This window comes from Streptomyces yamdrokensis (assembly GCF_053890455.1).
In genome coordinates this window covers 5,969,148-5,994,487 of the sequence record NZ_CM132679.1, presented here as the reverse complement: position 1 = coordinate 5,994,487, position 25,340 = coordinate 5,969,148, and the positions used below count along the sequence as shown (strand labels likewise).

General features: G+C 72.6%; 19 protein-coding genes and 2 pseudogenes. 17 read left to right on the top strand and 4 right to left on the bottom strand.

Features of this window, described 5'->3' with window-relative positions:
• The first annotated feature begins 82 nt into the window (after nucleotides 1-82).
• On the top strand, nucleotides 83-475 hold the full coding sequence (locus tag ACWZEH_RS26650; protein ID WP_456193617.1) for a TraR/DksA family transcriptional regulator: 393 nt from the start codon (nucleotides 83-85) through the stop codon (nucleotides 473-475).
• 140 nt (nucleotides 476-615) lie between these two features.
• On the top strand, nucleotides 616-771 hold the full coding sequence (locus ACWZEH_RS26645) for a hypothetical protein (RefSeq protein WP_456193616.1): 156 nt from the start codon (nucleotides 616-618) through the stop codon (nucleotides 769-771).
• Here the strand turns inward: ACWZEH_RS26645 and ACWZEH_RS26640 are convergent.
• Nucleotides 759-935: a hypothetical protein gene (locus ACWZEH_RS26640; RefSeq protein WP_456193615.1), complete on the bottom strand. Its 177-nt coding sequence runs from the start codon at nucleotides 933-935 to the stop codon at nucleotides 759-761. The genes ACWZEH_RS26645 and ACWZEH_RS26640 overlap by 13 nt on opposite strands.
• A gap of 114 nt (nucleotides 936-1,049) precedes the next feature.
• Nucleotides 1,050-2,000, bottom strand: a pseudogene (locus ACWZEH_RS26635) (alpha/beta hydrolase); the annotation flags it as partial.
• 283 nt (nucleotides 2,001-2,283) lie between these two features.
• Between ACWZEH_RS26635 and ACWZEH_RS26630 the strand changes: the two are divergent.
• Both ACWZEH_RS26630 and ACWZEH_RS26625 read left to right on the top strand, forming a co-directional pair.
• Nucleotides 2,284-2,907, top strand: coding sequence for a GyrI-like domain-containing protein (locus ACWZEH_RS26630; protein WP_456193614.1), 624 nt, complete (start codon nucleotides 2,284-2,286; stop codon nucleotides 2,905-2,907).
• A gap of 440 nt (nucleotides 2,908-3,347) precedes the next feature.
• Nucleotides 3,348-4,586: a PP2C family protein-serine/threonine phosphatase gene (locus ACWZEH_RS26625; protein WP_456193613.1), complete on the top strand. Its 1,239-nt coding sequence runs from the start codon at nucleotides 3,348-3,350 to the stop codon at nucleotides 4,584-4,586.
• A gap of 604 nt (nucleotides 4,587-5,190) precedes the next feature.
• Here ACWZEH_RS26625 and ACWZEH_RS26620 read toward each other — a convergent pair.
• On the bottom strand, nucleotides 5,191-5,481 hold the full coding sequence (locus tag ACWZEH_RS26620) for an Atu4866 domain-containing protein (protein WP_456193612.1): 291 nt from the start codon (nucleotides 5,479-5,481) through the stop codon (nucleotides 5,191-5,193).
• A gap of 339 nt (nucleotides 5,482-5,820) precedes the next feature.
• Between ACWZEH_RS26620 and ACWZEH_RS26615 the strand changes: the two genes are divergently transcribed.
• The 3 genes and pseudogenes from ACWZEH_RS26615 to ACWZEH_RS26605 form a co-directional block, all read left to right on the top strand.
• On the top strand, nucleotides 5,821-6,576 hold the full coding sequence (locus ACWZEH_RS26615) for an Atu4866 domain-containing protein (protein WP_456193611.1): 756 nt from the start codon (nucleotides 5,821-5,823) through the stop codon (nucleotides 6,574-6,576).
• Nucleotides 6,577-6,761: 185 nt separating this feature from the next.
• Nucleotides 6,762-7,616 carry a helix-turn-helix transcriptional regulator gene (locus tag ACWZEH_RS26610; RefSeq protein ID WP_456193610.1) on the top strand — a complete coding sequence of 285 codons (855 nt, stop codon included), beginning with the start codon at nucleotides 6,762-6,764 and terminating at the stop codon, nucleotides 7,614-7,616.
• Between the two features lie 206 nt (nucleotides 7,617-7,822).
• A pseudogene (locus tag ACWZEH_RS26605) lies at nucleotides 7,823-8,104 on the top strand (Atu4866 domain-containing protein); the annotation flags it as partial.
• Between the two features lie 242 nt (nucleotides 8,105-8,346).
• Here the strand turns inward: ACWZEH_RS26605 and ACWZEH_RS26600 are convergent.
• Entirely contained in the window at nucleotides 8,347-8,625 is a 279-nt protein-coding gene (locus tag ACWZEH_RS26600; protein ID WP_456193609.1) for a hypothetical protein, read from the bottom strand.
• Nucleotides 8,626-9,238: 613 nt separating this feature from the next.
• Here ACWZEH_RS26600 and ACWZEH_RS26595 point away from each other — a divergent pair.
• The 10 genes from ACWZEH_RS26595 to ACWZEH_RS26550 all read left to right on the top strand — a co-directional run bounded on the left by ACWZEH_RS26595 (nucleotide 9,239) and on the right by ACWZEH_RS26550 (nucleotide 25,338).
• Nucleotides 9,239-10,717 carry a sugar transferase gene (locus ACWZEH_RS26595; protein WP_456193608.1) on the top strand — a complete coding sequence of 493 codons (1,479 nt, stop codon included), beginning with the start codon at nucleotides 9,239-9,241 and terminating at the stop codon, nucleotides 10,715-10,717.
• 82 nt (nucleotides 10,718-10,799) lie between these two features.
• A complete protein-coding gene (locus ACWZEH_RS26590; protein WP_456193607.1) occupies nucleotides 10,800-12,116 on the top strand; it encodes a nucleotide sugar dehydrogenase in 1,317 nt (438 codons plus the stop codon).
• Nucleotides 12,106-13,386: a glycosyltransferase family 4 protein gene (locus ACWZEH_RS26585; protein ID WP_456193606.1), complete on the top strand. Its 1,281-nt coding sequence runs from the start codon at nucleotides 12,106-12,108 to the stop codon at nucleotides 13,384-13,386. Before ACWZEH_RS26590 ends, ACWZEH_RS26585 begins: the two co-directional genes overlap by 11 nt.
• Nucleotides 13,383-14,750 (top strand): Wzz/FepE/Etk N-terminal domain-containing protein, encoded by a 1,368-nt coding sequence (locus ACWZEH_RS26580; protein ID WP_456193605.1) that lies wholly within the window; start codon nucleotides 13,383-13,385, stop codon nucleotides 14,748-14,750. The genes ACWZEH_RS26585 and ACWZEH_RS26580 overlap by 4 nt, the downstream gene beginning before the upstream one ends.
• Nucleotides 14,747-16,267, top strand: a complete 1,521-nt coding sequence (locus ACWZEH_RS26575; protein ID WP_456193604.1) for a Wzz/FepE/Etk N-terminal domain-containing protein — start codon at nucleotides 14,747-14,749, stop codon at nucleotides 16,265-16,267. Before ACWZEH_RS26580 ends, ACWZEH_RS26575 begins: the two co-directional genes overlap by 4 nt.
• Nucleotides 16,268-16,270: 3 nt before the next feature.
• Entirely contained in the window at nucleotides 16,271-18,202 is a 1,932-nt protein-coding gene (gene asnB, locus ACWZEH_RS26570; protein WP_456193603.1) for an asparagine synthase (glutamine-hydrolyzing), read from the top strand.
• A gap of 18 nt (nucleotides 18,203-18,220) precedes the next feature.
• The gene (locus ACWZEH_RS26565) at nucleotides 18,221-20,404 is read left to right on the top strand and encodes a bi-domain-containing oxidoreductase (protein ID WP_456193602.1); all 2,184 of its coding nucleotides are present in this window, start codon (nucleotides 18,221-18,223) and stop codon (nucleotides 20,402-20,404) included.
• Entirely contained in the window at nucleotides 20,401-22,569 is a 2,169-nt protein-coding gene (locus ACWZEH_RS26560) for a heparinase II/III family protein (protein ID WP_456193601.1), read from the top strand. The genes ACWZEH_RS26565 and ACWZEH_RS26560 overlap by 4 nt, the downstream gene beginning before the upstream one ends.
• A gap of 14 nt (nucleotides 22,570-22,583) precedes the next feature.
• On the top strand, nucleotides 22,584-24,104 hold the full coding sequence (locus ACWZEH_RS26555; RefSeq protein ID WP_456193600.1) for a right-handed parallel beta-helix repeat-containing protein: 1,521 nt from the start codon (nucleotides 22,584-22,586) through the stop codon (nucleotides 24,102-24,104).
• Between the two features lies 1 nt (nucleotide 24,105).
• Complete coding sequence (locus tag ACWZEH_RS26550) at nucleotides 24,106-25,338, top strand: O-antigen ligase domain-containing protein (protein WP_456193599.1); 1,233 nt, start codon at nucleotides 24,106-24,108, stop codon at nucleotides 25,336-25,338.
• Nucleotides 25,339-25,340: the final 2 nt, after the last annotated feature.

The following is a 25,340-nucleotide window of genomic DNA, read 5'->3' as shown; positions in this document are numbered from 1 at the left end:
CATGCCGGAGGAACCTCGGCCCTCGGCCGAACCCGCCGAACCCGCCCCCCGAATGGATCAGGCACCCCGTGAAGAGCAGGTAATGTCCTCCGACCAGGCGCTGCGCGACCAGCAGAGACTGTACGACGGTCTCACCGCGAAGATCGAGACGCTCCGGCGGCGAAAAGACTCGGCCGAGAGGGAGATCGCGGCACTGTGGGCGGACTGCGATCTCGATGCGGTGGACCTCGGCTCGACCCGCGCGGCTGTCGCGGAAGCGCGTGTCCGCGCCGAGGAGACGCGCCGACAACTGGAGCGGGCCCTGGCCGCCCGGCACCGACTGGACGACGGCACCTTCGGCTTCTGCGTCTCCTGCGGCGCCTCCATCGACCGGGATCGGATGCTCGCCGTGCCCCACACCGAACTGTGCGTCTCGTGCCGACGTGACTACGAGGGTCACGGAGCCCCGGCACGGACGGCTCCACCCGAGAGGTGACCTCCGGCTCGGACGGCCCGGACACCGCTTCGGCCGCGCTCCGCCGGGACGCGTGGCGCCGTGCGGGCGTCGGCACGGGCTCCGCGGAGAACGGGGCCCGTGCCTGTCGGACGAACGACGAGACAAGAAAGGACAACGTCATGACCGTTCCCGAGGAGAACCGGCCGAAGACGGAGACGACCGACCAAGTGGTCGCCACTCCTGACGAGCCGAAGGACAAGCGCGACGACGAGAGCCGGAACATGAAAGAAGCCATGGAGGATGCCGGCATCACCCCCGAGGACTACGAGGAGTGAACCCGGTCCCGCCGGAGGAGCAGTTCGGCGGGCGGCCGGCCGGCTCGCACGGGCGGCGCCGTCGGCCGCCGCTCCTCCGGTGGCCGGCCGTCGCTCGCCCGTACGACCTCGGCCTCGCCGGACGGCGAAGAGATCAGCAGGCCGGCGAATACGTCGTAGATCATTTACGGGACAATGCCCGGGCGAAGTCCCGAGCCCGGCACGAGGGGCGGGGCCCTGCCAAGAGGTCCTCGCCCCATCCTCAGCGGGTCATGCGGCAATGAGCCGTGCGACCCGGCTCAGAAGCGGTCCGGGGCACGCTCCGGGAACGGAGACCCGGGGAGCGCGTCCCGCTTCTGGTTCTTCCGCGCCTCCGCGTTCGAGTCGGCCGTCGCCTCGCAGGTCACGTCCTTCGCCGGGAGCTTGCCGGTGAGCAGGTAGTCGGTGACCGTGCCGTCCGTGCACGCATTGCCGTTCGGGTAGACACCATGGCCCTCCCCACCGAGGACGGTGAGCATTCTCGAGCCCCTCAGGGCTGCGTGCGGGGCCCGGCCGCTGGGCAGCGGGGTCTGCGAGTCCCACTCGTTCTGGACGACCAGGGAGCCGACCTTGTTGTTCACCTCGGTTGCCGGTTCCACGGACCTGTCCCAGAACGCACAGGGCTTGATGCCGGACGTGAAGTCGCCGTGGAGCGGGTACCGGCCCCTGTCCTCGATGGCGTCCTGCCGGTAGCTCTCGGGGTCGCGGGACCACGCGGCCGAGTTGTCACCGCACACGACGGCCCCGAAGCTCGCCGTCCTGTTGTCGGACGGCACCTCGGCGGCGCCTGCTGTTTCGGTCCCCCCGAATCCGGCGAACGCCGCGAGCTTCCTCTCGGAGGCGGGCTCGCCGGCCGCGGCCTTCTTCAGCTCCACCATCCCCTCGGTGGCGTACTGCGGGCTGGAGACCGCCGCGCGCATACCGCTGCGGATGTCATCACCGGTGGCCGGCTGCCCCTCCACCTCGATGGGTTTCTCGTCGGCCTGCGCGACCAGGTTCCAGAAGGTCCGGTCGACCTCCTTCGGGGTGGCGCCCAGGCCGTACTTCTCCGAACGCGCGGCGGCCCACTCGGTCCACCGGTCGAACGCGGGCTCGGCGCCCTCCGCCCACCACTGGATCATCCCTCGCCAGGCACGCGCCGGATCGACCGCGCTGTCCAGCACGAACCGGTCGGCCCGGCCCGGGAAGAGCTGGGTGTAGACGGCGCCCAGGGGGTGTACGGGATGTGACGTCTCACCATGAGAACAAAAGCCGGTTCCGCAGACCGGTCTTCGGCGATGTGGTCGAATACCGACTCCGGGGAACGCGTGCGGACGCGCGGCTGGGATGCGGCCGTGGAGTCGCTCACCCCGCCCCTGCCGGCCGGGCGCGTCGCAAGCGTCGGCAGCGCGCGGCTTCCCCTACGACGGCGGCGTCGCGGCTGCCTCACGCCGGTGCCGTCGGCCGATCCCTCCGGACCCGGAACATGCCGAGCACGAAGGAGAGTACGTCCTCATGCAGAACTACGACGTCAAGAAGGAACGCCGGGAGATCTACTCGGCCAGGCGCGACCGGTTCGACATCGTCGATGTGCCGCGCATGAGCTTCCTGATGGCGGACGGCCATGGCAACCCCAACACCTCGGCCGACTACCGCGCGGTGGTCGAGGCTCTGTACACCACCGCCTACTCCGTGCGCGCGATCGCCAGGAAGACGCTGGACCGGACGCACACCGTCGGCCCGCTGGAAGGGCTGTGGTCCGCGGACGACCTCAGCGTCTTCAGGACCCGTGACCACGACGAGTGGGTCTGGACCCTCATGATCGTGCAACCGAGCTGGGTCACCTCCGCCATGGTCGACGCGGCGGTGGACGACGTCGGGCGGACGAAGGACCTCAGCGCCGGGCACCGCGTGCGGTTCGGCGACTACGCCGAGGGGCAGTGCGTACAGACCCTGCACGTGGGGCCGTACGACGAGGAGGCTCCGACCATCGCGCGGATGCACGACGAGTTCATGCCTGCCGAGAGGCTGGTCCCTCGCGGGCACCATCACGAGATCTACCTCTCCGACGCCCGCAGGACGGATCCGAGCCGGCTGCGGACCATCCTCCGCCAACCGGTCGGCCCGGCCCGCCCCTGACCGCGGGCACCCCCGCCGCCACCCTGCCGAGGGGGCACCGCGCGTGGACGGCGCCCGGCATGAGCCGTCCCGCATCACCCTGCGACGTCCGGGCGTCAGCGGGCACCCTGGAGCACGACACCGGCAGGCACCACGGTTCGCCTTCGGTGCCGCCGTGGCATGAACTCCGGTGGGGCCGGGTGACCGCGGGACCCGGGCGTCCCACACGGCGGCAGCGGCCCGTTCGGCGAGCGGCCGCCCGACAGACGCATCCGTTCAGGGGGGTCTGTGATGCAATGGCACCTGCCCGGCACCGGGCTTGGCTCCGGCCCTCGCGCACGGGGGACGGAGCCCTGGGCGCCAGCGAGGAGCGAGGAGTCGCCGTGACCGTACGCGGGCCTGACGGGGACAGTGAGCCGCCCACTGGTACTCCCGGGAACGGGGGTGGCCGGGCCGGGGCGATGACGTTGGCGGGGACGCTGGCGGCGGCGGAGACCGCGGCGCCCGTGGAGTCGCTCGACGTGGTCGCGCGCATGCTCAGGGAGCGCCTGGGGGCCGCGTCGGTGTCGTTTTTGATCGCCGACTTCACCGGCAGCTCGGTCGTACGGCTGGGGGCCGCGGGCAGTGTCGACACCGATGAGCCCGCCCGGCGCATCCCACTGCGGGGCACCCTGTACGACGACGTGATCCGCTCCCAGCGGCCGAGGGTGGCGGGCGGGGGTGCGGGTGCGCTGGTGCGGATCGTGGCCCCGGTGACCAACCGGGGGGACGCCATCGGGCTCCTCGAGCTGTTCCTTCCCGCGGTGCCGGACGCCGAGGTGATGCGGGAGATCGGCGAGACCGCGCACGCCCTGGCGTACATCGTCATCGCGAACCGGTCCTTCACCGACGTGTACCAGTGGGGCCGCCGCACCAGCCCGCTGAGCCTGGCCGCGGAGATCCAGCACCGGCTGCTCCCGGCGTCGCTGGCGTGCGAGGCCGCCCAGTTCGCGGTCGCCGGCGCGCTGGAGCCCGCCGACCACGTCGGGGGCGACACCTTCGACTACGTGATCGACCGGGACACCGTCCAGCTCTCCGTCACCGACGCCATGGGCCACGACGTCGACGCCGCGCTGCTGGCCACTCTTGCGGTGGGCGCCCTGCGCCGGGCCCGGCGGGCCGGGGGCGACCTCGCCGAACAGGCCCGCCAGGCCGACCAGGCCATGCGCGAGCACGGTAACAAGGGCTACGTCACCGGCCAGCTCCTGCGCATCAGCCTGCTCGACGGCACGACCGAGTTCGTCAACGCCGGGCACCCCTGGCCGCTGCGGATGCGCGACGGCCAGGTGCGGGAGATCACTCCGGAGATCGATATGCCGTTCGGCTTCGACGCCCCTCACACCTACCGGGTCCAGTCGCTGGACCTGCGGCCGGGCGACCGGCTGGTGATGCTGACCGACGGCATGCTGGAGCGCAACGCAGGCAGCCTCGACCTGTCCGACCTGATGGTGAGCACCCGCGATCTGCACCCCCGCGAGGCCGCCCGCACCCTCATCGCGGCCATCGTCGACGCCAACCAGGGCCACCTGCAGGACGACGCGACCGTCATGTGCCTGGACTGGCACGGCATCGACCACTCCCAGCGGGACGCCGACACCGGCGCCGACCTCGCCGACGCCTCCGCACCGTCACGGACGGGGCGGACCATCGCTGGCCACTGACTCGGGGGCTGCTCCGGCAGCCGGTTCCGGCTGCCCCCGAAGTGCGCCCGTGAGGATGACGGAGGGCACCGGCCTGGGGTGCCGGCGCGTAGCGGGCGGGGCCGAGGCGGCGGGCTCCTCAGTCGCACGTCCCGGCGTCGTATCGCGAGCAGCGCGATGGCCACCGCTGCGGTGGTCCACACGCCGTAGACGATCCACGCCTTGGCGATTGTCGGCGGGTACCTGCCAAGGTCGTGTGCCCGCTCCGGGTTCGTCACCAGTCGTTCCCGGGCACTGAGCGGCATGGCGTTGCCGGTTTCCCTGACCCAGCGGTAGCGCTCGCCCTGGAACAGCGCCGGAATCAGCAACAACAGGGCGATGACGGCGACGATGGAGCCTGCGGCGTGCCGGACGACCGCGCCCACCGCCACACCCACCAGCGCACACAGCGGTGCCGGCAGAGCGGCTGCGGCGACGGCGCGCGGTGCGCCGGGATCGCCGAGCGACAGGCCGCCGTACTCCCTCAGCAGCATTTGGGTGATGCCGAAGGAGGTGCCCGTCGTCGGGCGGCGGGCGTTCGCGAGCTCGGTGGTGGCGGCTCAGGTCACCTGCGGCTGGGGCCTGGTCATGGCCGGGCTCCCTTCCGGGCGCGCGGGTCCCCCTCGCGGTAGAGCACGAGGTGCTCGTGGAAGAGAACACCGTCGCGGACGTCGCCGGTGGCGGTGAAGCCGGTGTCGTCGACGTAGTCGAGGTGGTTTCCGGTGACGGTGTAGCGGCCGGTGTAGGCGCTCCGGCGGCTGCCCCGGGCCTCGTCGTAGCGGCCGTTCGGCAGCAGTTCCTGACGGATGAAGCCGTCCGCGGTCACCCACATCCCGACGTACGCGTGTGAATGGCGGGGCGAGTCGTTGCTGGTCATGGCTCTACCCTCGGCCCTGCCGCGGGAAGCGACCAGGCCGCCGTCCCCCCGGGTGAGGGCCTCCCGGGTGCCGCGCACCCACCGTCACGAGGGGGACGATCACCGTTCCGCCTCCTCATCGGGTCGTTCGGGCCGCTCCTCGCTCACCACCGTGCAGGGTGGCGCTCATCGTGGGTGCGGTGGACCTGGGGACATGGCGGCCTGGTCGTCATGACGGAACGCGCCGAAGCTGATGGCGCAGAAGCCGCCCGGCGCCATCCGGCGCCCGCTCGGCTCGTAGCAGCGCACTTCGCGCATCACCCACACCGAACAAACCCGAACCCACCCGAGGAACGAGCAATGAGCACCACCGACACGGACATCACGGGCTGGAACTCCAAGGCCCTCGACGAGATCCTCTCGAACGACGCGGGACGTCCCGTCCTGTTCACCAACGCCCGCATCCTGACGATGGACCCGCTGATCGGGACCATGACCGGTGCCGACATCCTGTTCGTCGGCTCCCTGATCGTGGCGGTCGGCCCGTCCCTGTTCACCGCGGCGGAGGACGACAACGCCATCGTCGTCGACGCCACGGGCACGACCATCGTCCCCGCCGTCGTGGACACCGTCGCGCTGGCCGGCGGCCGCGGCGAACGCTCGGAGCACGTCGCGACGCTGACCCCGGGCAACAGCAGCGACCTGCTGGTGGTGCCCGACGAGCTCGCCGCCGACGTGCCGGGCGCCCTGGCCACGCTCATCTCCCGGCCGGAGCAGGTCCGCGCACTGGTCGCGGCCGGCCGGCCCGTGCTGTGGGCCGGCAGCGACGCCCCCGGCCGGGCCACCGCCCCCGAAATGGGCATACCGGCCTCACCGGACCTGACCGGCAGCCCGCGGGTCGGCGTGTGGATCGACCAGGAGGACTTCCTGCACCAGGAGCTCACCGCCGACGGCCGCTACGACGAGACACGGGGCGGCCGCCCACACGCCTACCAGGGCCGGTACTGGATCGACGGCGACCGGATCGACTACCTGGACGACCTCGGTTTCTGGGCCGTGGGGTACTTCCGCGGTGACGAACTGCACCACGTCGGCTACATCATGCACCTGGGCTGATTCCCCGCGCCGCCCCGGAACCGTGTGCCGGGGCGCGTTCTGCACTCTCGCCGGCTCTCAGGGGTGTGAAGGCGGTGGGAGCACCGGCCATGTCCCCACCCTCGACGGGCGCGGGAGCGGACCGCGTCCGTCCTGGGGGCACTGGGACCAGGCTCCCAGCCGCCGGGAAGCCTAGCCTGACCGACATGACAACCTCGAGACTGGGCGACTACCTGCGGAGCCGGCGCGCGCAGGTCACGCCGCCCGACGTCGGTCTGCCCCAGGACGGGCGGCGACGCGTCCCCGGCCTGCGCCGTGAAGAAGTCGCGATGCTGGCCCGCATCAGCGTCGACTACTACCTGCGACTGGAGCAGGGCCGTGAGCGGCACCCGTCGACGCAGGTCCTGGACGCCCTGAGCGAGACGCTGCTGCTGGACGACGACGGCCGGCTGCACCTGTACCGGGTCGCGGGGATGACCCCGCTCCCGCGCCACGAGGGCAGCACCGAGCGTGCGGACCCCCAGCTGCTGACACTGGCCGAACTGTGGGACCGCACGCCGGGGTTGCTCCTGGGACGGGCCTACGACGTCCTGGCCGCGAACACGTTGGGGCGCGCGGTCTTCCCCCACCTGCGGCCCGGCGCGAACCTGCTGCTCGCGATGTTCCTCGACCCGTCGGTCCGCTCGTTCCACGCGGACTGGGACACGGCCGCGGCGAACGCGGTCGCGGGATTCCGCTTTCTGGAGGGCGCCCGGCCGAACGACCCGCGGATCCACGAGGTGCTGCGGACGGCCACGGAGAACAGCCGCGAGTTCGCCGACCTCTGGAAGAGGCGGGACGCACGGGGCAAGAGCGACGCCGCGAAGGTCCTGCTGCATCCCGACGTCGGCGAACTCACCCTGCGCATGCAGACCTTCGACGTACGCTCCGCCCCGGGGCAGCAGCTGATCGTCTACCACGCCCAGGAGGGCACCCGGACCGCGGAAGCGCTCCGCCTGCTCGGCTCGCTGGCGGCGACCCACCCCGAACCCCTGGACGACTCGCCGGGGCGGGTCACGTGAGAGCCCGCCTTCTCACCACCATGGCCGGCACCACATGCGTCGCCGTCCTCATCGGCGGAGGTCTTGCCGCGTGTGCCGCGGGACCGGACAGCGGGAGACTCCCGAGCCCTGACGACGCCGTACAGCGCAGCCAACAGCAGTCCCCGTCACCCGCGACGGCGACACCACCGCCCGCATCGGCACCGGCGACAAGCCCGGCCGGGGCCACGGACGCCTCGCCGCACCCGTACGTCGGGATGTGGGTGACGGCCGACGGGCACATCCGCCAGGAGCTGCTCGCAGACGGCCGCTACGACGAGGCCCGTGGAGACCGGGAGAGCGCCTACACGGGTTCCTACCGGGTCTCCGGGACCCGGATCGAGTACGTCGACGACACCGGGTTCAGCGCGGACGGGACTTTCGACGGAGACGTACTGCACCACGCGGGCCACGTCTTCCACCGCGAGGGCGGCAAGGCGCACCAACGGAACAGGGGGCAACGACAGTGACGGACAACGCCTCAGGGCAGAGGCGGCGCACATCCGTGTACCGCCCTCGCTCCAAAAGCACAGGTCGCAAAGCCCTTGACCGCACGACCTGTCGCGCATGGAGAAACAGGCCGGGAAACGACCCCGAAATGGAGAACAACAGGCCGGATTCCCTTTGCCTCGGGTTCCAAAATCGCCACGCACTCCACGTGCGAGGTCGTCGGGAAAATGCGCAACCGATCCCTGCGGGATAAACCCCGAGGTCAGGCCCTGCTTTCGGGTCTTCCGGCCAGGATCCACGAGTCGATGAGCGGCACATGGGCGTCGCACATTTCGATCGGGCTCCCCCCTCTTCCCTCCCCCAGCACTTCGAGCACCGGCTGTTCTCGGCCGCCATCCCCCATCAGCGCCTGGACCGACATCGCGGCATGCACCCGGACCCTGAGACGGTTGCGCTCGCCCTCGGACATGCCGCCGAACACCGACACGATCAGGTCGTGCACCTCGTTGTCCGGGCCGATCGTCCCGCCCGCCTCGGGCACCCACAGGGCACGCCGCGGTGCGCGAACAGCGGGAGGTCATCGCCGAACCGGGCACCGCAAAAGGCCCGCCGCAGCTCGCCGACCACTACCGCGCAGAACCCGCGCCTGGGGCCGGGCGGGCTGCCGGAGCACGCGGTGGCGTCAAAGCACCCGTAGGCGGTCGCCGATCGGTGGATCCGGCCCCAAGGCTTGAACACGAATCACACACGTCCCCTCTACATACTGGCCCCGATGGTCTAGATTGACCGTGCTTCAGCTGTTCGAACACGAGGCGACCAATAATGATCCATGGGTCAGGCGCTACGGAAAGCCAGCAGTCGCGCCCCCGGCGCCGGACGCGGGGGTGATCAGTTCCTGGAGCCCGGGAGGGGGCCTTGGGTGTGGGGAGCACCCGGGGTTTCGACGGTTTCCCGTGCACCTCGAGAGTCCGGCAGGACATGCGAGTCCGCTGCCGCCGGGGCGGGTTGTTCCCACAGCTCTGGAATAGCGGGGATGTCACGCGCGGGGGGCGGGGGCCTCCCGGGGGGAGGAACAGTACGGGGGGCGGGGGCCTCCCGGGGGGAGGAACAGTGTTGGGCGAACACGTCGAACCACTGGGGACCTGGGGGGTTCTGTGCGGCAAGGGGGATTAGTCAGCCCGTTTCCGTCGGCGCGCGGGCGTCTGGCGAACGGGACGATCAGCCGGCCCGCGATCGACTGGGAGCAGCGGTACCGCCGTACCGTGATCACCGCCGACACCGTGACCACCGCTTTCGTGGTGGCGGCGATCGGCAACTTCTTCGGGGTCAGGGACGCGGCCAACTGGCACGAGAAGTGGGGGATTCTCGCATTCGGCACCGAGCTGCTGGTGCTGGGGGCGCTCGCGGTGGGCCGGTCGTGGGCTCCGGCCGTGCTCGGCCAGGGCGCCGAGGAATTCCGCCGGCTCGGACGCTCACTGTTCGCGGCGACCGTCGTACTGGCGCTCGGCGGAATCGCCCTCACCTCGCGCAACATCAAGCTCTGGATCTTCGTCGCGATCCCCGCGATCGCGCTCATCACCATGACCGAGCGGTATCTGCTGCGCCTTCGGCTGCACAAACAGCGGAAGGAAGGACGGTGCCTGAGACCGGTGCTCGCCGCCGGGAGCCCGGCCACCGTGCGCGACCTGATCGCCCGGACCCGCAAGTTCCCGCACCTCGGCTGGCGGGTGGACGCGGTGTGCACGACGGACGGTCCCGGGCTCGTCGGTGACCAACTGGACGGAGTGCCGGTCGTCGGCCCACTGGCGGACGTCGCGGGCCACGTCCGCCGCGACGGCTACCGTGTCGTCGCCGTCACACCGGACCCGCACTGGTCACCGGACCGGCTGCAGCGGCTGGCCTGGAACCTCGAGGGCAGCGACGCCGAGATGGTCGTGGCCCCCGTACTGATGGAGGTGGCCGGCCCGCGGCTGCACATCGACGCGGTGCTCGGGATCCCGCTGCTGCGGGTCAGCATGCCGACCTTCACCGGGGGCCGCCGGGCGGTCAAAGGGGTCGTCGACCGGATGGGCGCGGCGATCCTGCTGATGCTGTTCGCGCCGCTGATGGTGTTCGTCGGGCTGCTCGTGGTGGTGGACAGCCGGGGCGGAGCGTTCTACCGCCAGCGCAGGGTCGGCAAGGACGGCCGGGAGTTCACCATTCTCAAGTTCCGCACCATGGTCGCCGGGGCCGACGGGGTACGTGCCGAGCTGGCCGACCGCAACGAGGGCGCCGGCCTGCTGTTCAAGCTCCGCCGGGACCCGCGGGTGACCCGGGTGGGAGCAGTGCTGCGCCGGTACTCGGTCGACGAGCTCCCGCAGCTTTTCAACGTGCTCACCGGATCGATGTCGCTCGTCGGTCCGCGGCCTCCGTTACCGGAGGAGTCCGCTGCGTACGGCCCGGACATCCGGCGGCGGCTGCTGGTCAAGCCCGGCCTCACCGGTCTGTGGCAGATCAGCGGACGCAGCGACCTTCCGTGGGAGGAGGCGGTCCGGCTGGACCTGCGGTACGTGGAGGACTGGTCGCTCGCCCTGGACACAGTGATCTTGTGGAAGACGCTGCGTGCGGTGCTCCACGGGCAGGGGGCCTACTGATGCGCGGGGGTCTGCAACTCAACGGTCCCGCCGACGTGCGGACCGCAGGCCCACAGGGCCTGCCTGGGGGGAGGAACGGGTCATGAGAGTCAGCGTTTTCGGGCTCGGCTACGTGGGCTGCGTGTCGGCCGCGTGCCTGGCCAGCATGGGTCACGAGGTCGTCGGGGTGGACGTGAACCAGGTGAAGGTCGACCTGGTCAACGACGGCAAGGCCCCGGTGGTCGAGGAGCGGATCGGCGAGCTCGTCGCCGAGGTCGTGCGGACCGGAGCGTTACGCGCCACCGGCGACGTCCGCGAGGCCGTCATGGGCAGCGAGGTGTCGCTGGTCTGCGTGGGCACGCCGTCGGAGCCCAACGGCAGTCTGTGCACCACGTACTTGGAACGGGTCACCGAGCAGATCGGCGCCGCCCTGGCCGAGCGGGGCGGGCGGCACACCGTCGTGTTCCGCAGCACCATGCTCCCGGGCACCTGCCTGAACCTGCTGGTACCGATCCTGGAGAAGTACGTCGGCGGCACGGCCGGGGTGGACATCGGGGTCGCGGTCAACCCGGAGTTCCTGCGCGAGGGCACGAGCGTGCGGGACTTCTTCGACCCGCCCAAGACCGTCATCGGCGAGCTCGACGCGGCAAGCGGCGACGCGGTGACGGCGCTGTACGACGGCTTGCCCGGCGAGGTGTTCCGGGTGCCGGTCCCGACGGCCGAGGCGATCAAGTACGCGGACAACGCGTTCCACGGCCTCAAGATCGGCTTCGCGAACGAGCTGGGCGCGGTGTGCCAGGCGCTCGGGGTGGACTCGCACCAGGTGATGGACGTGTTCCTGGCCGACCGCAAGCTGAACATCAGCCCCGCCTACCTGCGGCCCGGCTTCGCCTTCGGTGGCTCCTGCCTGCCCAAGGACCTGCGCAGCCTGGTCCACGCGGCGCGGCGGGCCGACGTCTCGGTGCCCATCCTCGCCCACGTGCTGCCCTCCAACTCCGACCATCTGCAGCGCGCGGTGGAGCTGGTCGAGCGCACCGGCAAGCGTCGGGTGGGCCTGTTCGGGCTGTCCTTCAAACCCGGCACCGACGACCTCCGCGAGAGCCCGCTCGTCGAGCTGGCGGAGAGGCTCTTCGGCAAGGGTTACGACCTGCGGATCCACGACGCCAACGTGAGCCTCTCCCGGCTGCTCGGCGCGAACCGCGAGTACATCGAGACCCGGCTGCCGCACCTCGCGCAACTGCTCGCGGATTCCGTCGACGAGGTGCTCGAGCACGCCGAGGTGTGTCTGGTCGGGACCAGGGATCCGGCCGTGCTGTCGGCGCTGCCCCATGGCGACGGCCCGGTGATCATCGACCTCATCCACCTTCCCGACGCCGAGGCGCGCCGGACCGAACCGGGGTACGTGGGCCTTGCTTGGTGACACATCGTTCGATGACACAGCCGGCGGCGACCGGCCGGACCGGCGCGCGCTGATCCTGGTGGAGAACCTGTCGGTGCCGTTCGACCGGCGGGTGTGGCAGGAGTGCACGACGCTGCGCGACGCGGGCTGGAAGGTGCACGTCATCTGTCCCCGGGGAAGCAAGCGGGACACGGAGCCGGAGGTGGAGATCGACGGGGTGCGGATCCACCGCTACCCGTTGCGCGCGGCCACCGGAGGGCCGGCCGGTTACCTGCGGGAGTACGGATCGGCGCTGTGGCACACGGTCCGGCTGGCCCGGAAGGTCGGCCCGGTCGACGTGGTCCACGCCTGCAACCCGCCCGACCTGCTGTTCCTGCCCGCACTGTGGCTGAAGCGGCGCGGAGCGCGGTTCGTCTTCGACCAGCACGACCTGGTGCCCGAGCTGTACCTCTCCCGGTTCGGCCGCGGCGAAGACCTGCTCTACCGCGCCGTGTGCGCGCTGGAACGGCTGACCTACCGGGCCGCGGACGTCGTGCTCGCCACGAACGAGAGCTACCGGGACGTCGCGGTGCGCCGTGGCGGCCGGCGGCCGGCGGACGTTTTCGTGGTGCGCAGCGCGCCCGACACCGACCGGTTCCACCCCGTACCGCCGGAGCCGGAGCTGAAGCGCGGCAAGCCTCATCTGCTGTGCTACCTCGGCGTCATGGGCCCGCAGGACGGCGTCGACTACGCCTTGCGGGCCCTCGCGAAGCTGCGCGACGAGTTCGGGCGGACCGACTGGCACGCGGTGTTCGTCGGCGACGGCGACACCTTCGACGCGATGGTGGAACTGTCCCGGGAGCTCGGGCTCTCGGAACAGGTGCAGTTCACCGGGCGCGTTCCGGACGCCGACCTGGTGCGCTACCTGTCCACCGCGGACGTGTGCCTCTCCCCCGACCCGCGCAATCCGCTCAACGACGTGTCGACCATGAACAAGGTCCTGGAGTACATGGTGATGGGCCGGCCGATCGTCTCGTTCGACCTCCGGGAGGCGCGGGTCTCCGCCGGTGACGCCGCCGTCTACGCACCCGCCGACGACGAGACCGAGTTCGCCGGGCTCGTCGCGCGGCTGCTGGACGAGCCGGAAACGCGGTCCCGGATGGGAAAGATCGGCCAGGAGCGGATCAACGGGCCGCTGTCCTGGCGCAATTCGCAGGCGTCGCTGCTCGCCGCCTACGCCGCCGCCTGCCGTGACCGCCCTTTGGTGCGGGCGGGCGGCCCTCACCGGGCAGGGAAGAGGCCGCGCCGTTGAGCGACGACACGATACGCCTGGTCACGATCGGGCGGCTGATCCGCCGGCGCCGGCGGCTGCTCACCGTCCTCACCGTGCTGGGCGCGCTCGTCGGCTACGGCACCTCCCTGGTGCTCCCCCCGCGCTACACGACGTCGGCGTCGGTCCTGCTTCCGGGGGCGTGGGAGGAGCGCGAACTGCTGACCCAGGTGGAGATCGCGGCCAGTTCGGCGGTGGTCGACCGCGCGGCCGCCGAGCTCGACTGGGAGGGGGTCGAAGGAAGCGACCTGCGGGACCGGGTGGCCGCCAGGGTCGCCGACGGGAACATCATCGAGGTCTCGGGCACCGCCGACACCCCCGAGCGCGCACAGCGGCTCGCGGACCGGATGGCCGAGCAGTTCGTCACCTTCGCCGCGCGGGTCGTCGGCGACACCACCGACCCCGAGGCGGCGGCACGGCCCGAGGAACTCCGGCAGCTCGTGCTGCGGACCAGCCGCCGCATCACCGAACTGGCCGACGCGGCCGACCCGGGGCAGACCGTGGAGAGCGTGCAGACCCGCACCGAGCTCGCGAAGCTGCGCACCGCACTGCAGGAGGCCGTCACCAAGCTGGACCAGGCCGACCCCGCCGCGGCCGGAGCCGGCATGGTCGTCATGGGGCCGGCGGCCCGGCCGGACGGCGAGGCACCGCCGACGAGGCCGCAACTCGTCGCCGCCGGGGCTCTGCTGTTCTTCCTCCTCGCGGTCGTCGGCCACCTCACCGCCGCCCGCACGAACCGCCGGCCGCGCACCGGACCGGAGATCGCCGCGGCGCTCCGCTCGACGCCGCTGGGGACCGTCGACGTACCCGGTGAACGGCCCGCGCACCGGCCCGGGGACCACGGCCCGCGGGCCCGGGTCAGCCGGCTGCTCGGCACCGGCACCCGGTGGGACGCACCCGTCCCGCGGGCGTCCGGCGACGAGGCCGGCCGGCAGCTCCGCTACCGGCGGGTGTGCGCCCGCCTCCGGGACCGGCTGCCCGCCCCCCGGCGGCTGCTGGTCGTGGTTCCCGACGGCGACGGGATCGCCCTCCGGGCCGCCGAGCGGCTCGCCGACGTGGCCGGAAACGATCCGCGGCTGCGGGTGGTGCAGGTACCGGTGCCCCGGCCGATGGTGCCGGAGCACGACGACGAGGCCGGCGCCCTCGTCGTGCTCGGCGCGGGTGACTGGACCTCGGAGGAGCTCGCCGGCCTCGCCGAGGCGTGCGCGGACGCGGGGCACGAGGTCGTCGGGGTCGTCCTCGCCGGCCCGGTGCCCGCCCCTCCGGCACGGACCGCCGGCCGTCCCCGGGACGCCGCGGTGCCGGCGCTCGCGGTGGGCGACAGCGCGACAGGGGGTTCGGCGTGACGACGCCTGCGACGCCGGGCTCACCGGCCTCCGCCCCGCTGCTGGACCTGCACGCGCTGGTGGTCGCGGTGCGCAGACGGCGCCGCCTCTGGTCCGCCCTGGCACTGCTGGGGCTGCTCGCCGGCGCGGCGGTGGCGGTCCTCCTGCCGCCGCCACCGACCGCGGTGACCAAGGTGCTGGTCGCCCACCAGCAGGACCAGCCGAACGACCCCGGGACGCTCATCCGCACCGACGCCGCCCTGCTGCACACCACGCGGATCGCCGGTGAGGCCCTGAAGTTCCTGGAGTCCCCGGAGAGACCGGAGGACTTCATGGAGGACTACGAGGGTCTCGGCCTGACCAACAACCTGCTGCAGATCACGGTGACCGGTGACAGCGACACGGAAGCGGTGGCCCGCGCCGGGGCACTGGCCGACGCGTTCGTCGCGGACCACGTGCGGCGGATACGGGAAACCGCGAACGCCGAGGCCAAGACCCTGCTCGAACAGCAGGACCGCATGCGGGAGGAACTCGACCGGGTCAACGAGGCGATCGGGGACGGACCGCCGCAGAGCGGGCCGCAGGATTCGGCGAACACGGAGTCGGTCTTCGCCCGCCGGGCCGAACTCACCTCCCGGATCACCGACTTCGGGCAGCGCGCCGCAGAGGCACGCGTCGGCACGCCCCGACTCGTCGCCGGCACCCAGATCGTGGACGCGCCGCGCGTGGTGCGGCACTCCCTGCCCGGGACGGCCGCCGCCAACGCCGCGATCGGGCTCGTCCTCGGGCTCGCCCTCGGGCTCGCGGTGGCCGCGGTCACCTCGGTGGTGGCGGACCGCCCCGTGCTTCGCCGGGACATCGCTGCGCACCTCGGCGCCTCGGTGATCGCCGAGCTGCCCCGCCGGACGGCCGCGCCGTGGCGGCGCCGCCGGACCCGGGCGGCACGCACACGGCTCACCACGTCCCTGACCCGCACCGTGCGCGGCTCCGCGGAACCGGTGTCACTGCTGGAACTGGGCTGTGCGCGCGGCGCGAGCGACATCGCCCTGGACCTCGCCCGCGCGCTGGCGGCGGAGGAGCCCGTGGTCGTCGTCGACGGTCTGCCGGGACCGCAGCTCTCGGGCCGCCGCCCGAAGCCCGGGGACCCGGCCGTGGTCGACGGCGAGCGGGCCACGGACGTGCCGCCCGGGGATCGCCGGCTCGGCGTCGGCTCGGTGGCGCCCGGCACGGCGTGGACCGACCTGCGGTATCTCGGCACCCGGACCGTGCTCGTCGTGCGGGCCGGGCACGGCAGCGCCGCGTGGCTGCACACCGTGGCGCGGCAGCTCGCTGAGCAGCGCGTCGCGGTGATCGGCGTGGTGCTGACCGACCCCGATCCGCGGGACCGGACCGACGGCACGCTGTGGGACGGACCGCACACCGCGCTGCGCGGCCGCAACGAGCGGCCGGCCCGGCACAACGGAGCGGACCGACCGCGGACGGAGCGGCTGCCGATGCCCGCCGCACGGGTTGCGGACAACGACCAGGAGGCACGGTAGGACATGTGTGGCATCGCAGGCACTTACCGATGGCCGGACGGGAAGGCCGTCACCGACCGGCTCACCGACACCCTCGCGCACCGCGGTCCGGACGGGGCCGGCCGGTACGGCCACTCCGTCGGTGACGGCGAAGTGCACCTCGGGCACCGGCGTCTTGCCGTCGTCGACCTGTCCGAGACCGGCGCCCAGCCGATGGTCTCGGGCGGCCTCGCCCTGACGTACAACGGCGAGCTGTACAACGCGCCCGAGCTGCGCGCCGAACTGGCGGCCGCCGGGGTGCGCTTCCGCGGCACCTCCGACACCGAGGTGGTGCTGGAGGCGTGGCGGCGCTGGGGCACGGACTGCCTTCCCCGGCTGCGCGGCATGTTCGCGTTCGGGATCTTCGACGAGCGGACCGGTGAGCTGGTGCTCGCCCGTGACCAGCTCGGCGTCAAGCCGCTGTTCCTGCTGCGGCGCGGCGAGGGTCTGGTGTTCGCCTCCGAACTCAAGGCGCTCGCCGCCGTGACCGGCGGCTCGCTGGAGGTGGACCACGCGGCGCTGGTGGCCTCGCTGCTGTACTACTGGGTGCCGGACTCGCGGTGCGCGTTCCGCGAGGCGGAGAAGCTGCCGCCGGGGAGCTGGCTGAGGTGCCGGCCCGACGGCCGGGTGGAGCGCGGCCGGTACTGGAACCTGAGGGACGTCGCCGCCGAAGCCCGGGAGCGGGCCCTGGCCGGTGAGCAGCCGGACATCGCCGCCGTCGTGGAGGAGTCGACCCGGCGTCACCTGCTCTCCGACGTCCCCGTGGCGACCTTCCTCTCCGGCGGTCTGGACTCCAGCTATCTGACCGCGCTCGCGGCCCGTGACCGGCCCGGGATCTCCGCGTACACGATCGGCTTCCGCGCCGAGGACGCCAGGTTCGAGGCGATGCCGGACGACCTGCGTTACGCCCGGCAGGTGGCCGAGCGGTTCGGTGTCGACCTGCGCGAGATCGAGATCGCCCCGGACGTACTCGACCTGCTGCCGCGGATGACGTACCACCTGGACGAGCCGATCGGCGATCCCGCCGCGATCAACACGTTCCTGATCTGCTCGGCCGCCCGGGAGGCCGGGGTGAAGGTGATGCTCTCGGGGATGGGCGCCGACGAGCTGTTCGCCGGGTACCGCAAGCACCTGGCCAACCTGCTCGCGCTGCGCTACCAGCGCGTCCCGCGGCCCCTGCGGCGCGGGGTGTCCGGCGCCGTGGACCGGCTGCCGGTGGCCACGGCGCGCCGGGGGTACCGGTCGGTGCGCTTCGCGAAGCGGTTCCTGTCCTTCGCCGACCTGCCGGAGGAGACCGCGTTCCGGCGCAGCTACACCCTGTACGACCGGCACGAGCTGCTCGCCCTGGTCGATCCGGACCTCGCCGGGACGGTCGACGACGTGCTGACCGAGCACGCGGACGTCTACGGGGACAACGGTCTCGACGATTTCGTCAACCGCATGTGCCTGGCCGACGCCCGCATGTTCCTGCCGGGCCTGAACCTCGCGTACACGGACCGCTCCAGCATGGCCGCCTCGACCGAGGTGCGGGTGCCGTACGTGGACGTCGAGGTGGTGAAGGCGGCGTTCGCCGTGCCCGGCCACCGCAAGATCGCCGGGCGGCAGGGGAAGGCCGTCCTCAAGGAGGCGGCCGCCTCCGTCCTGCCCCGGGAGATCGTCTACCGGCCCAAGGGCCTGTTCAGCGCCCCGCTGCGGGCCTGGATGAGCCGGGACCTGGCACCACTGGTGCGCGAGGTGGTCAACGACGGCGAGCTCGTCCGTTCCGGGTTGCTGCGCCGCGACGCGCTCCGGCGGCTCGTCGCCGAGGACGCCGCCGGACAGCAGGACTTCTCCAAGCATCTGTGGCACGTGCTGACCCTCGAGTACTGGTACCGCGGCGCGACCTCCGGGTCCGGCCAGAACCCTCCGACGGCGTAGAGAACAAGAGGACTTCGGGTGAAACAGGTCGTACAGAACTACAAGAGCGGCGAACTGGCCCTGCTCGACGTGCCGGTGCCGGGGTGCAAGCCGGGCGGGGTGCTGGTCCGCACCGCCTACTCGCTGATCTCCACCGGGACCGAGCTGATGAAGGTGTCCGAGGCCGGCATGTCGATGCTGGGCAAGGCCCGTTCCCGGCCGGACCAGGTGGCCAAGGTGGTGCAGAGCGTGGCCGTCAACGGGGTGCCCGCCACCTACCGCAAGGTGATGGGCAAGCTGGACTCCTGGACGCCGCTGGGCTATTCGCTGTGCGGGGTGGTGGAGCAGGTCGGCGCCGGGATCGACGACGTCAAGGTCGGCGACCTGGTGGCCTGCGCCGGGAACGAGCACGCGCTGCACGCCGAGCTGAACTGGGTGCCGAAGAACCTCTACGCACCGGTGCCGGACGGTCTCGCGCCGCAGCACGCGGCGTTCGGCACCGTCGGGTCGATCGCGCTGCAGGGAGTGCGCCGGGGCGAGTCGCAGCTCGGCGACGTGGCGCTGGTCATCGGCCTCGGGCTGATCGGCCAGTTGGTGGTGCAGCTGCTCGCCGCCTCGGGGGTCCGGGTCGTCGGGGCCGATCCCGACCCGGTGCGCTGCGAGCTCGCCGAGCGGCTGGGCGCGGCGGCCTGCGGCGACCCCGGCTCCCCGGCCGTGGAGCAGGCCGTCGCCGAACTCACCGGCGGCCTGGGCGTGGACCAGGTGTACCTGGCCGCCGGCGGCGACAGCAACCAGCCCGTCGAGCTGGCCGCCCGGCTCTCCCGGGACCGGGGCCGGGTGATCGACATCGGCAAGTGCCGCCTCGACCTGCCGTGGAACGCGTACTACGAGAAGGAGCTCGACGTCCGGTTCTCCCGCAGCTACGGCCCCGGGCGCTACGACCCGGAGTACGAACTGGAGGGCCGGGACTACCCGGTCGGCTACGTGCGCTGGACCGAGCGCCGCAACCTGGCGTGCTTCCTCGATCTCGCCGCCCGGGGCCGCGTCGACGTGGAGCCCCTGGTCTCCCACACGGCCGACTTCGACGACGCCGTCGAGACGTACCGGAGTCTGGAGGAAGGCGCTCTGAAGGCCGTGGCCGTGCTGTTCCGGTACCCCGGGCAGACGGTGGAGACGCGGGCCCCGGAGGTGACCGTGCCCTCGGTGCGACGTGGCGGCCCGGTGCCCGCCCCGGTCCGGGCCGCCGGGACGCCGGTGCGGCTGGCGTTCGTCGGCGCGGGCAACTACGCGACGTCGATGCTGCTGCCGCACCTGGCGGGGCGCGACGGTGTCGAGCTGTCCACGGTCGTCACTACGACGGCGCTGTCCGCGGCCAACGCGCAGCGGAAGTTCGGCTTCGCCGGGGCGAGCACCGATCTCGACGCCGTGCTCGGCGACCCGTCCGTCGACGCGGTGTTCGTGGTCACCCGGCACAGTTCGCACGCCGGCCTGGTCCAAAAGGCACTGCTGGCCGGCAAGGCGGTGTTCGTGGAGAAGCCGCTGGCGCTCACCGAGGACGAACTGGCGGGTGTGCTGGCGGCGGTGGAGGAGTCCGGCAACGACCGGCTCCAGGTGGGCTTCAACCGCCGGTTCGCGCCGCTGCTGCGGGAGGCCCAGGAACGCTTCGGTCCCCGCACCGGACCGGGGCACGTCCGCTGCCTGGTCAACGCGGGCCGCCTCGACCACGGCAGCTGGTACCTCCAGCAGGGCACAGAGGGCTCGCGGTTCGTGGGCGAGGGCGGACACTTCGTCGACACGGCGAGCCGGCTGCTCGGGGCCGACCCGGTCTCGGTGTACGCGCTCACCACGCCCGGCGGCGAGGACCTCCAGGTGGTGCTGCGCTACCCGGACGGGTCCACCGCCACCATCAGCTACGTCACCACCGGCCCGGCGGGCTTCCCCAAGGAGACCCTGGACCTGGTCGCGGACGGCCGTGCGCTGCGCCTCGACGACTTCGTCCGTGCCTCTGTCTACGACGGCCGCAAGCGGTGGGTCAGTTCGCGGCTGCCCAAGGCCCGGGACAAGGGCCAGTCCGCCCAACTGGCCGCGTTCGTCAAGGCGGTGCGGACCGGCGGGCCGATGCCGGTGCCGCTGGAGTCGCTGGTCGCCACCACGGCGGCGACCCTCGCCGTGCCGGCGGGCCTGGCCGCCGGCACGCCGGTGACGTTGGCGGGGGCGCGATGACGATGAGCGCGGGCTGGTACCTGCGGCGGCTGTCCCGGATGGGGCCGCGGGAGGTCGGCGGCCGGGTGGGCGACGCGGTGCGCAGGCGGCGGTGGCGGTCGGTGCGGCCGCCGGACTGCCCGGGCGTGACCGGCGCCCGGTTCACCGCCGTCCTGCCCGCCGGGACGATCGCCGCGGTGCCGCCGGACGCCGCGAAACGCCTCGTCGCCGGGGCGGACCGGCTGATGGCCGGGCACACGGAGTTCTTCGGGGTGGAGCGCGCCGACCTGGCCGACCCGGACTGGTGGTTCGACCCGAGGACCGGGCGCCGGGCTCCGGGGGGCTACGCCTTCGACGTGCCGTACCGGGACGAGGACGCGGTCGGCGACATCAAGCAGATCTGGGAGCCGTCCCGGCACCAGTACCTCACCGTGCTCGCCGCCGCCTACGCGGTCACCGGGGACGAGCGGTACGCCGAACGCGTCGCCGGGCACCTGCGGTCGTGGTGGGCGGCCAACCCGCCGCTGCGCGGGGTGCACTGGACCAGCGGCATCGAGCTGGGCATCCGGCTGCTGTCCTGGGTGTGGATCCGCCGGCTGCTCGACGGCTGGCCGGGCGCGGCCGGGCTGTTCGAGGACAACCCGGTGGCACGGAACCAGATCTGGCACCACCAGCGCTGGCTGGCCGCCTTTCCCAGCCGGGGGTCCTCGGCCAACAACCACGTCGTCGCCGAGGCGGCCGGGCAGTTCGCCGCGGCCTGCGCGTTCGGCTGGTTCCCCGACTCGGCGCGCCTGCGGGCCGACGCGCTGCGGTCGCTGGAGCGGAATCTGCGCGGCAACACCTTCGGCTCCGGCCTCAACCGCGAACTCGCCACCGAGTACCACGGACTGGTGCTGGAACTCGGCCTGGCCGCCGTCGCCGAGGCCGACGCCGCGGGCGTGCCGGTGCCCGCGACCGTACGACTGGTGCTGCTGCGGATGACGGACGCGCTCGCGGCCGTCGTGGACGACCGGCTGCGGCCTCCCCGCCAGGGGGACGCCGACGACGGGCACGGTCTGGTCGTGGACGGCGCGGGCACCGACCGCTGGGGCTCGCTGCTGGCCACCGGGGACGCCGTGTTCGGCCGGCTCCCGTGGTGGCCGGAGGTGACCGGCACGGATGTGCGCACCTCGCTGCTGGCCGCGTTCATCCGGCCCGGAGCCCGTCCGGTGCCTTCCGGCCGCGCTCCCGCGCCCGGCATCCACCCCGGCCGTACGACACTCGTGGACAGGTGGCTCCGCCCGGCGGCCCGCACCCGCCGAGCGGCCCCCCTGGACAGGTGGCTGCGCCGCGTGAGCGGCGACGCCGCCCGCCGGGGGCAGGCACCGGACCTCGCGGCGCCCACCCCTGGCGGGGGCGGCGGGAACCCTCCGGCAGGCTCCACCCCGGCCGCGCCCCGCCCGGCGAGCCGGCCGGACCACTTCGCCGACGCGGGGCTCACCGTCCTGCGCGGTCCGGAGGGGATCTGGTGCCGCTGCGACGGCGGCCCGCACGGGTTCCTCTCCATCGCCGCGCACGCCCACGCGGACGCGCTGTCCGTGGAGGTCCGGCACGAGGGGGTCGACGTGCTCGCCGACCCGGGGACCTACTGCTACCACGGGCAGCCCGAGTGGCGGCGGTACTTCCGGTCGACCCTCGGCCACAACACCCTGGAACTGGACGGCGCCGACCAGTCCGTCTCCGGCGGCCCGTTCCTGTGGACCCGGCACGCCCGCAGCCGCGTCCTGTCCGTGGACACCTCCGGCGAGGACGTGGCCCGCTGGTGCGCCGAACACGACGGGTACGGGACATCCGTGCACCGCCGCCGGGTGGAACTGACGTACGCCACGCGGGAGCTGAGGCTGGTCGACGAGGTGCGCGGCCCGCGCCGGGCCGTCCGGCTGGCGTTCCACCTCGGCCCCGCGATCACCGCGGACCTGGCGGGCGACCGGGCGGTGCTCACCTGGGCCCGGGACGGCGAGGACCGCTCCGCGGTGCTCGACCTGCCCGCGCGGCTGGACTGGCGGGCGCACCGCGGCGAGAGCGACCCGCCGCTGGGCTGGTACTCCCCCGGCTTCGGCCGCAGGGAACCCGCCACCACGCTGGTCGGCACCGGTCTCACCGACGGCACGGAGGGCTTCACCACCGTGCTCGGGTTCAAGGGCTGAGGGGAGGAGGGCAGTTGGGGAGCACGTGGCGACGCCGGGCGTTACCGGCGGCACCGCTGGCACTGGTCCTGCTGGCGGCGACCGGCTGTGACAGCACGCCGGACGCACGGCCGGAACCGACCGCCACGCCGTCCACCCCCGTGGCCCGGGTGTGCGCCGATCCCGAACCCGGGCCGGCCAAGGCGCCGGCGGGAGCGGTGACCGTCGACCCCGCGGTCACCGGTGACCTCGCCGCGAAGACCAGGAGCAGTCCCCCGAACACCACCTTCTGGCTCCGTCCGGGCACGCACCGGCTCGAGCCGGACCGCTACGCCCAGGTCGTCCCCAAGGAGGGCAACACCTACCTCGGCGCGCCGGGCGCGGTGCTCGACGGCCACAAGACCAACCAGTACGCGTTCGGCGGCACCGCCCGGGACGTCACCGTCCGCCACCTGACCGTGCAGGGCTTCGTCGCGCCGCACGACGAGGGCGTCGTCAACCACGACTCCGCCGACGGGTGGGTGATCGAGCACGCGACGATCCGGAACAACACCGGCGCCGGGCTGATGGCCGGCGCCCGCCAGCAAGTACGCGCCAACTGCCTGCGCGACAACGGCCAGTACGGCATGAACGCCTACCAGGCCGGCGACCGCATCACCGGCCTGGTGGTCGAGGGCAACGAGATCACCGGCAACAACACCGGCGACTGGGAGCGGAAGCGGCCGGGCTGCGGCTGCACCGGCGGCATCAAGTTCTGGGCCGTCGACGGCGCCGACGTGCGCGGCAACTGGGTGCACGACAACCGCGGAACCGGGCTGTGGGCGGACACCAACAACAACGACTTCCGCATCGAGGACAACGTGCTCGAGGCCAACGACGGTGCCGCGCTGATCTACGAGACCAGCTACAACGCTGTCATCCGGGGGAACACGATCCGGCGGAACAACTGGGTCGAGGGGCGCAGGTACGCCGACCGCGGCGACACCTTCCCGTTCGCGACCGTCTACGTGTCCGAGTCCGGCGGCGAACCACGGGTGCGGGCCCGCACGGACAGGATCGAGATCCACCGGAACGTACTGGAGGACAACTGGTCCGGGATCACCCTGTGGGAGAACGCCGACCGGTTCTGCAACAGCCCGGCCAACACCTCCTCGGGTGACTGCACGTTGCTGGTGAAGGACACCGCCCGCTGCGCGCAGCCGGCGATCGCCGCCGCACCCCTCCACTCCGACTGCCGGTGGAAGACCCAGCGGGTGGACATCCACGACAACCGCTTCCTGCTGGACAAGTCCGTCGTCGACTGCACGGACAAGTGCGACCGCATGGCGGTGCTGGCCAACTACGGCACCTACCCGGACTGGTCGCCGTACCAGGGCGAGCGGGTCGCCGAGGCGATCACCCACGGGCAGCACAACCGCTGGCACGACAACGTCTATGTCGGAGCGTGGAAGTTCGTCGCCCACGACCCGAGCCGGGTGCTGGACCGGGGGCAGTGGCAGGGCGCGCCGTACCGGCAGGACGCGGGCAGCACCTTCCGTACCCGGGACGGTGGTTGACATGGGTGCCGACCGCACGCCGAGGGCCGTCGGGACGGCCTGGGGGCTGCTGGTCCTCAACACGCTCGGCTCAGCCGGCGCGAAGACCGTCGTGCCGCTGCCCCGCTCCCTCATCCAGATGGTCACCATGGGCGCTCTGGTCGCCGCGTTCGCGCTGGCGCTCGCGGTCAATCTCCGGCTGCGCGTCCGGCCGAGCGCCTTCCTGTTCCTGCTCACCCTGCTGCTGGTGCCGAGCGTGCTCGCCAGCGCGAGCCTGGAGTCCGGGTTCGGCGCGCTGTTCCGCTGCGCCCGGCTGACTCTCTTCGTCGGCACGCTGTGGCTGCTCAGCCGCTGGTGGGACGGCGGCACGACCTTCGTGCGGTACCACATCCGGATGTACTTCCTGGTGCTGTGCTCGGTGGCCGCCGGGCTGGCCGTCTCTCCGGGGGCCGCCCTGCCCGACCTCTACGGCGGGCGGCTGGTCGGCGCGTTGTGGCCGCTCACCCCGCCGCAGATCGGACAGTACGCCGCGGTGATCACCGGGCTCACCGTGCTGCTCCTGCTGGGCCGCCGCACCGACCGGGGCAGCGCGGCCCTGGTCGTCGTGCCGGCCCTGGTCCTGCTCTCGCTGACCCACACCCGTACGGCCACGCTCGGACTGATCGCCGGGCTGGGAGTGGCCATCGGCTCGCTCGTCCTGACCAGCGCCGCCGCCCGCCGGTTCTTCACCTGGGCGGTGCTGTGCGCCGCCGTGGCCGCGGTGGGGTTCGGCTCCGCGCTGCAGGCGTGGTTCCTGCGCGGACAGAGCCAGGAGAACTTCACCAGCCTCACCGGCCGGGCCAAGGTGTGGGACGCCCTGCTGGCGGCACCCCGGACGACCTCGGAGTACCTGTTCGGCGCGGGTCTGGGCGACAAGTCGTTCGGCGGGCTGCCCATCGACAACAGCTGGCTGGCCGTCTACCACGAGCAGGGGATGACCGGGGTCACCCTGGTCGCGGCGATGATCGCCGTGCTGGGCGGTGTCGCGCTGCTGCGGCCGCCGTCGCTGTCGAGGGCCTGCGCGCTGTTCCTGATCAGCTACTGCGCCATCGCCTCGTACACCGAGGCCGGGCTGGGCGACGCCTCGCCTTATCTGCTGCATCTGACCGTGGCCGCCTCCCTGTTGGCGGCGCCCGCCGCGGCCCCTTCCCTCCCGGCGCCCGGGGCCCCCCGGCGGCGCGTTCCGCGGTGGGCCCAGAGATCGGAGGTGACCTGAGC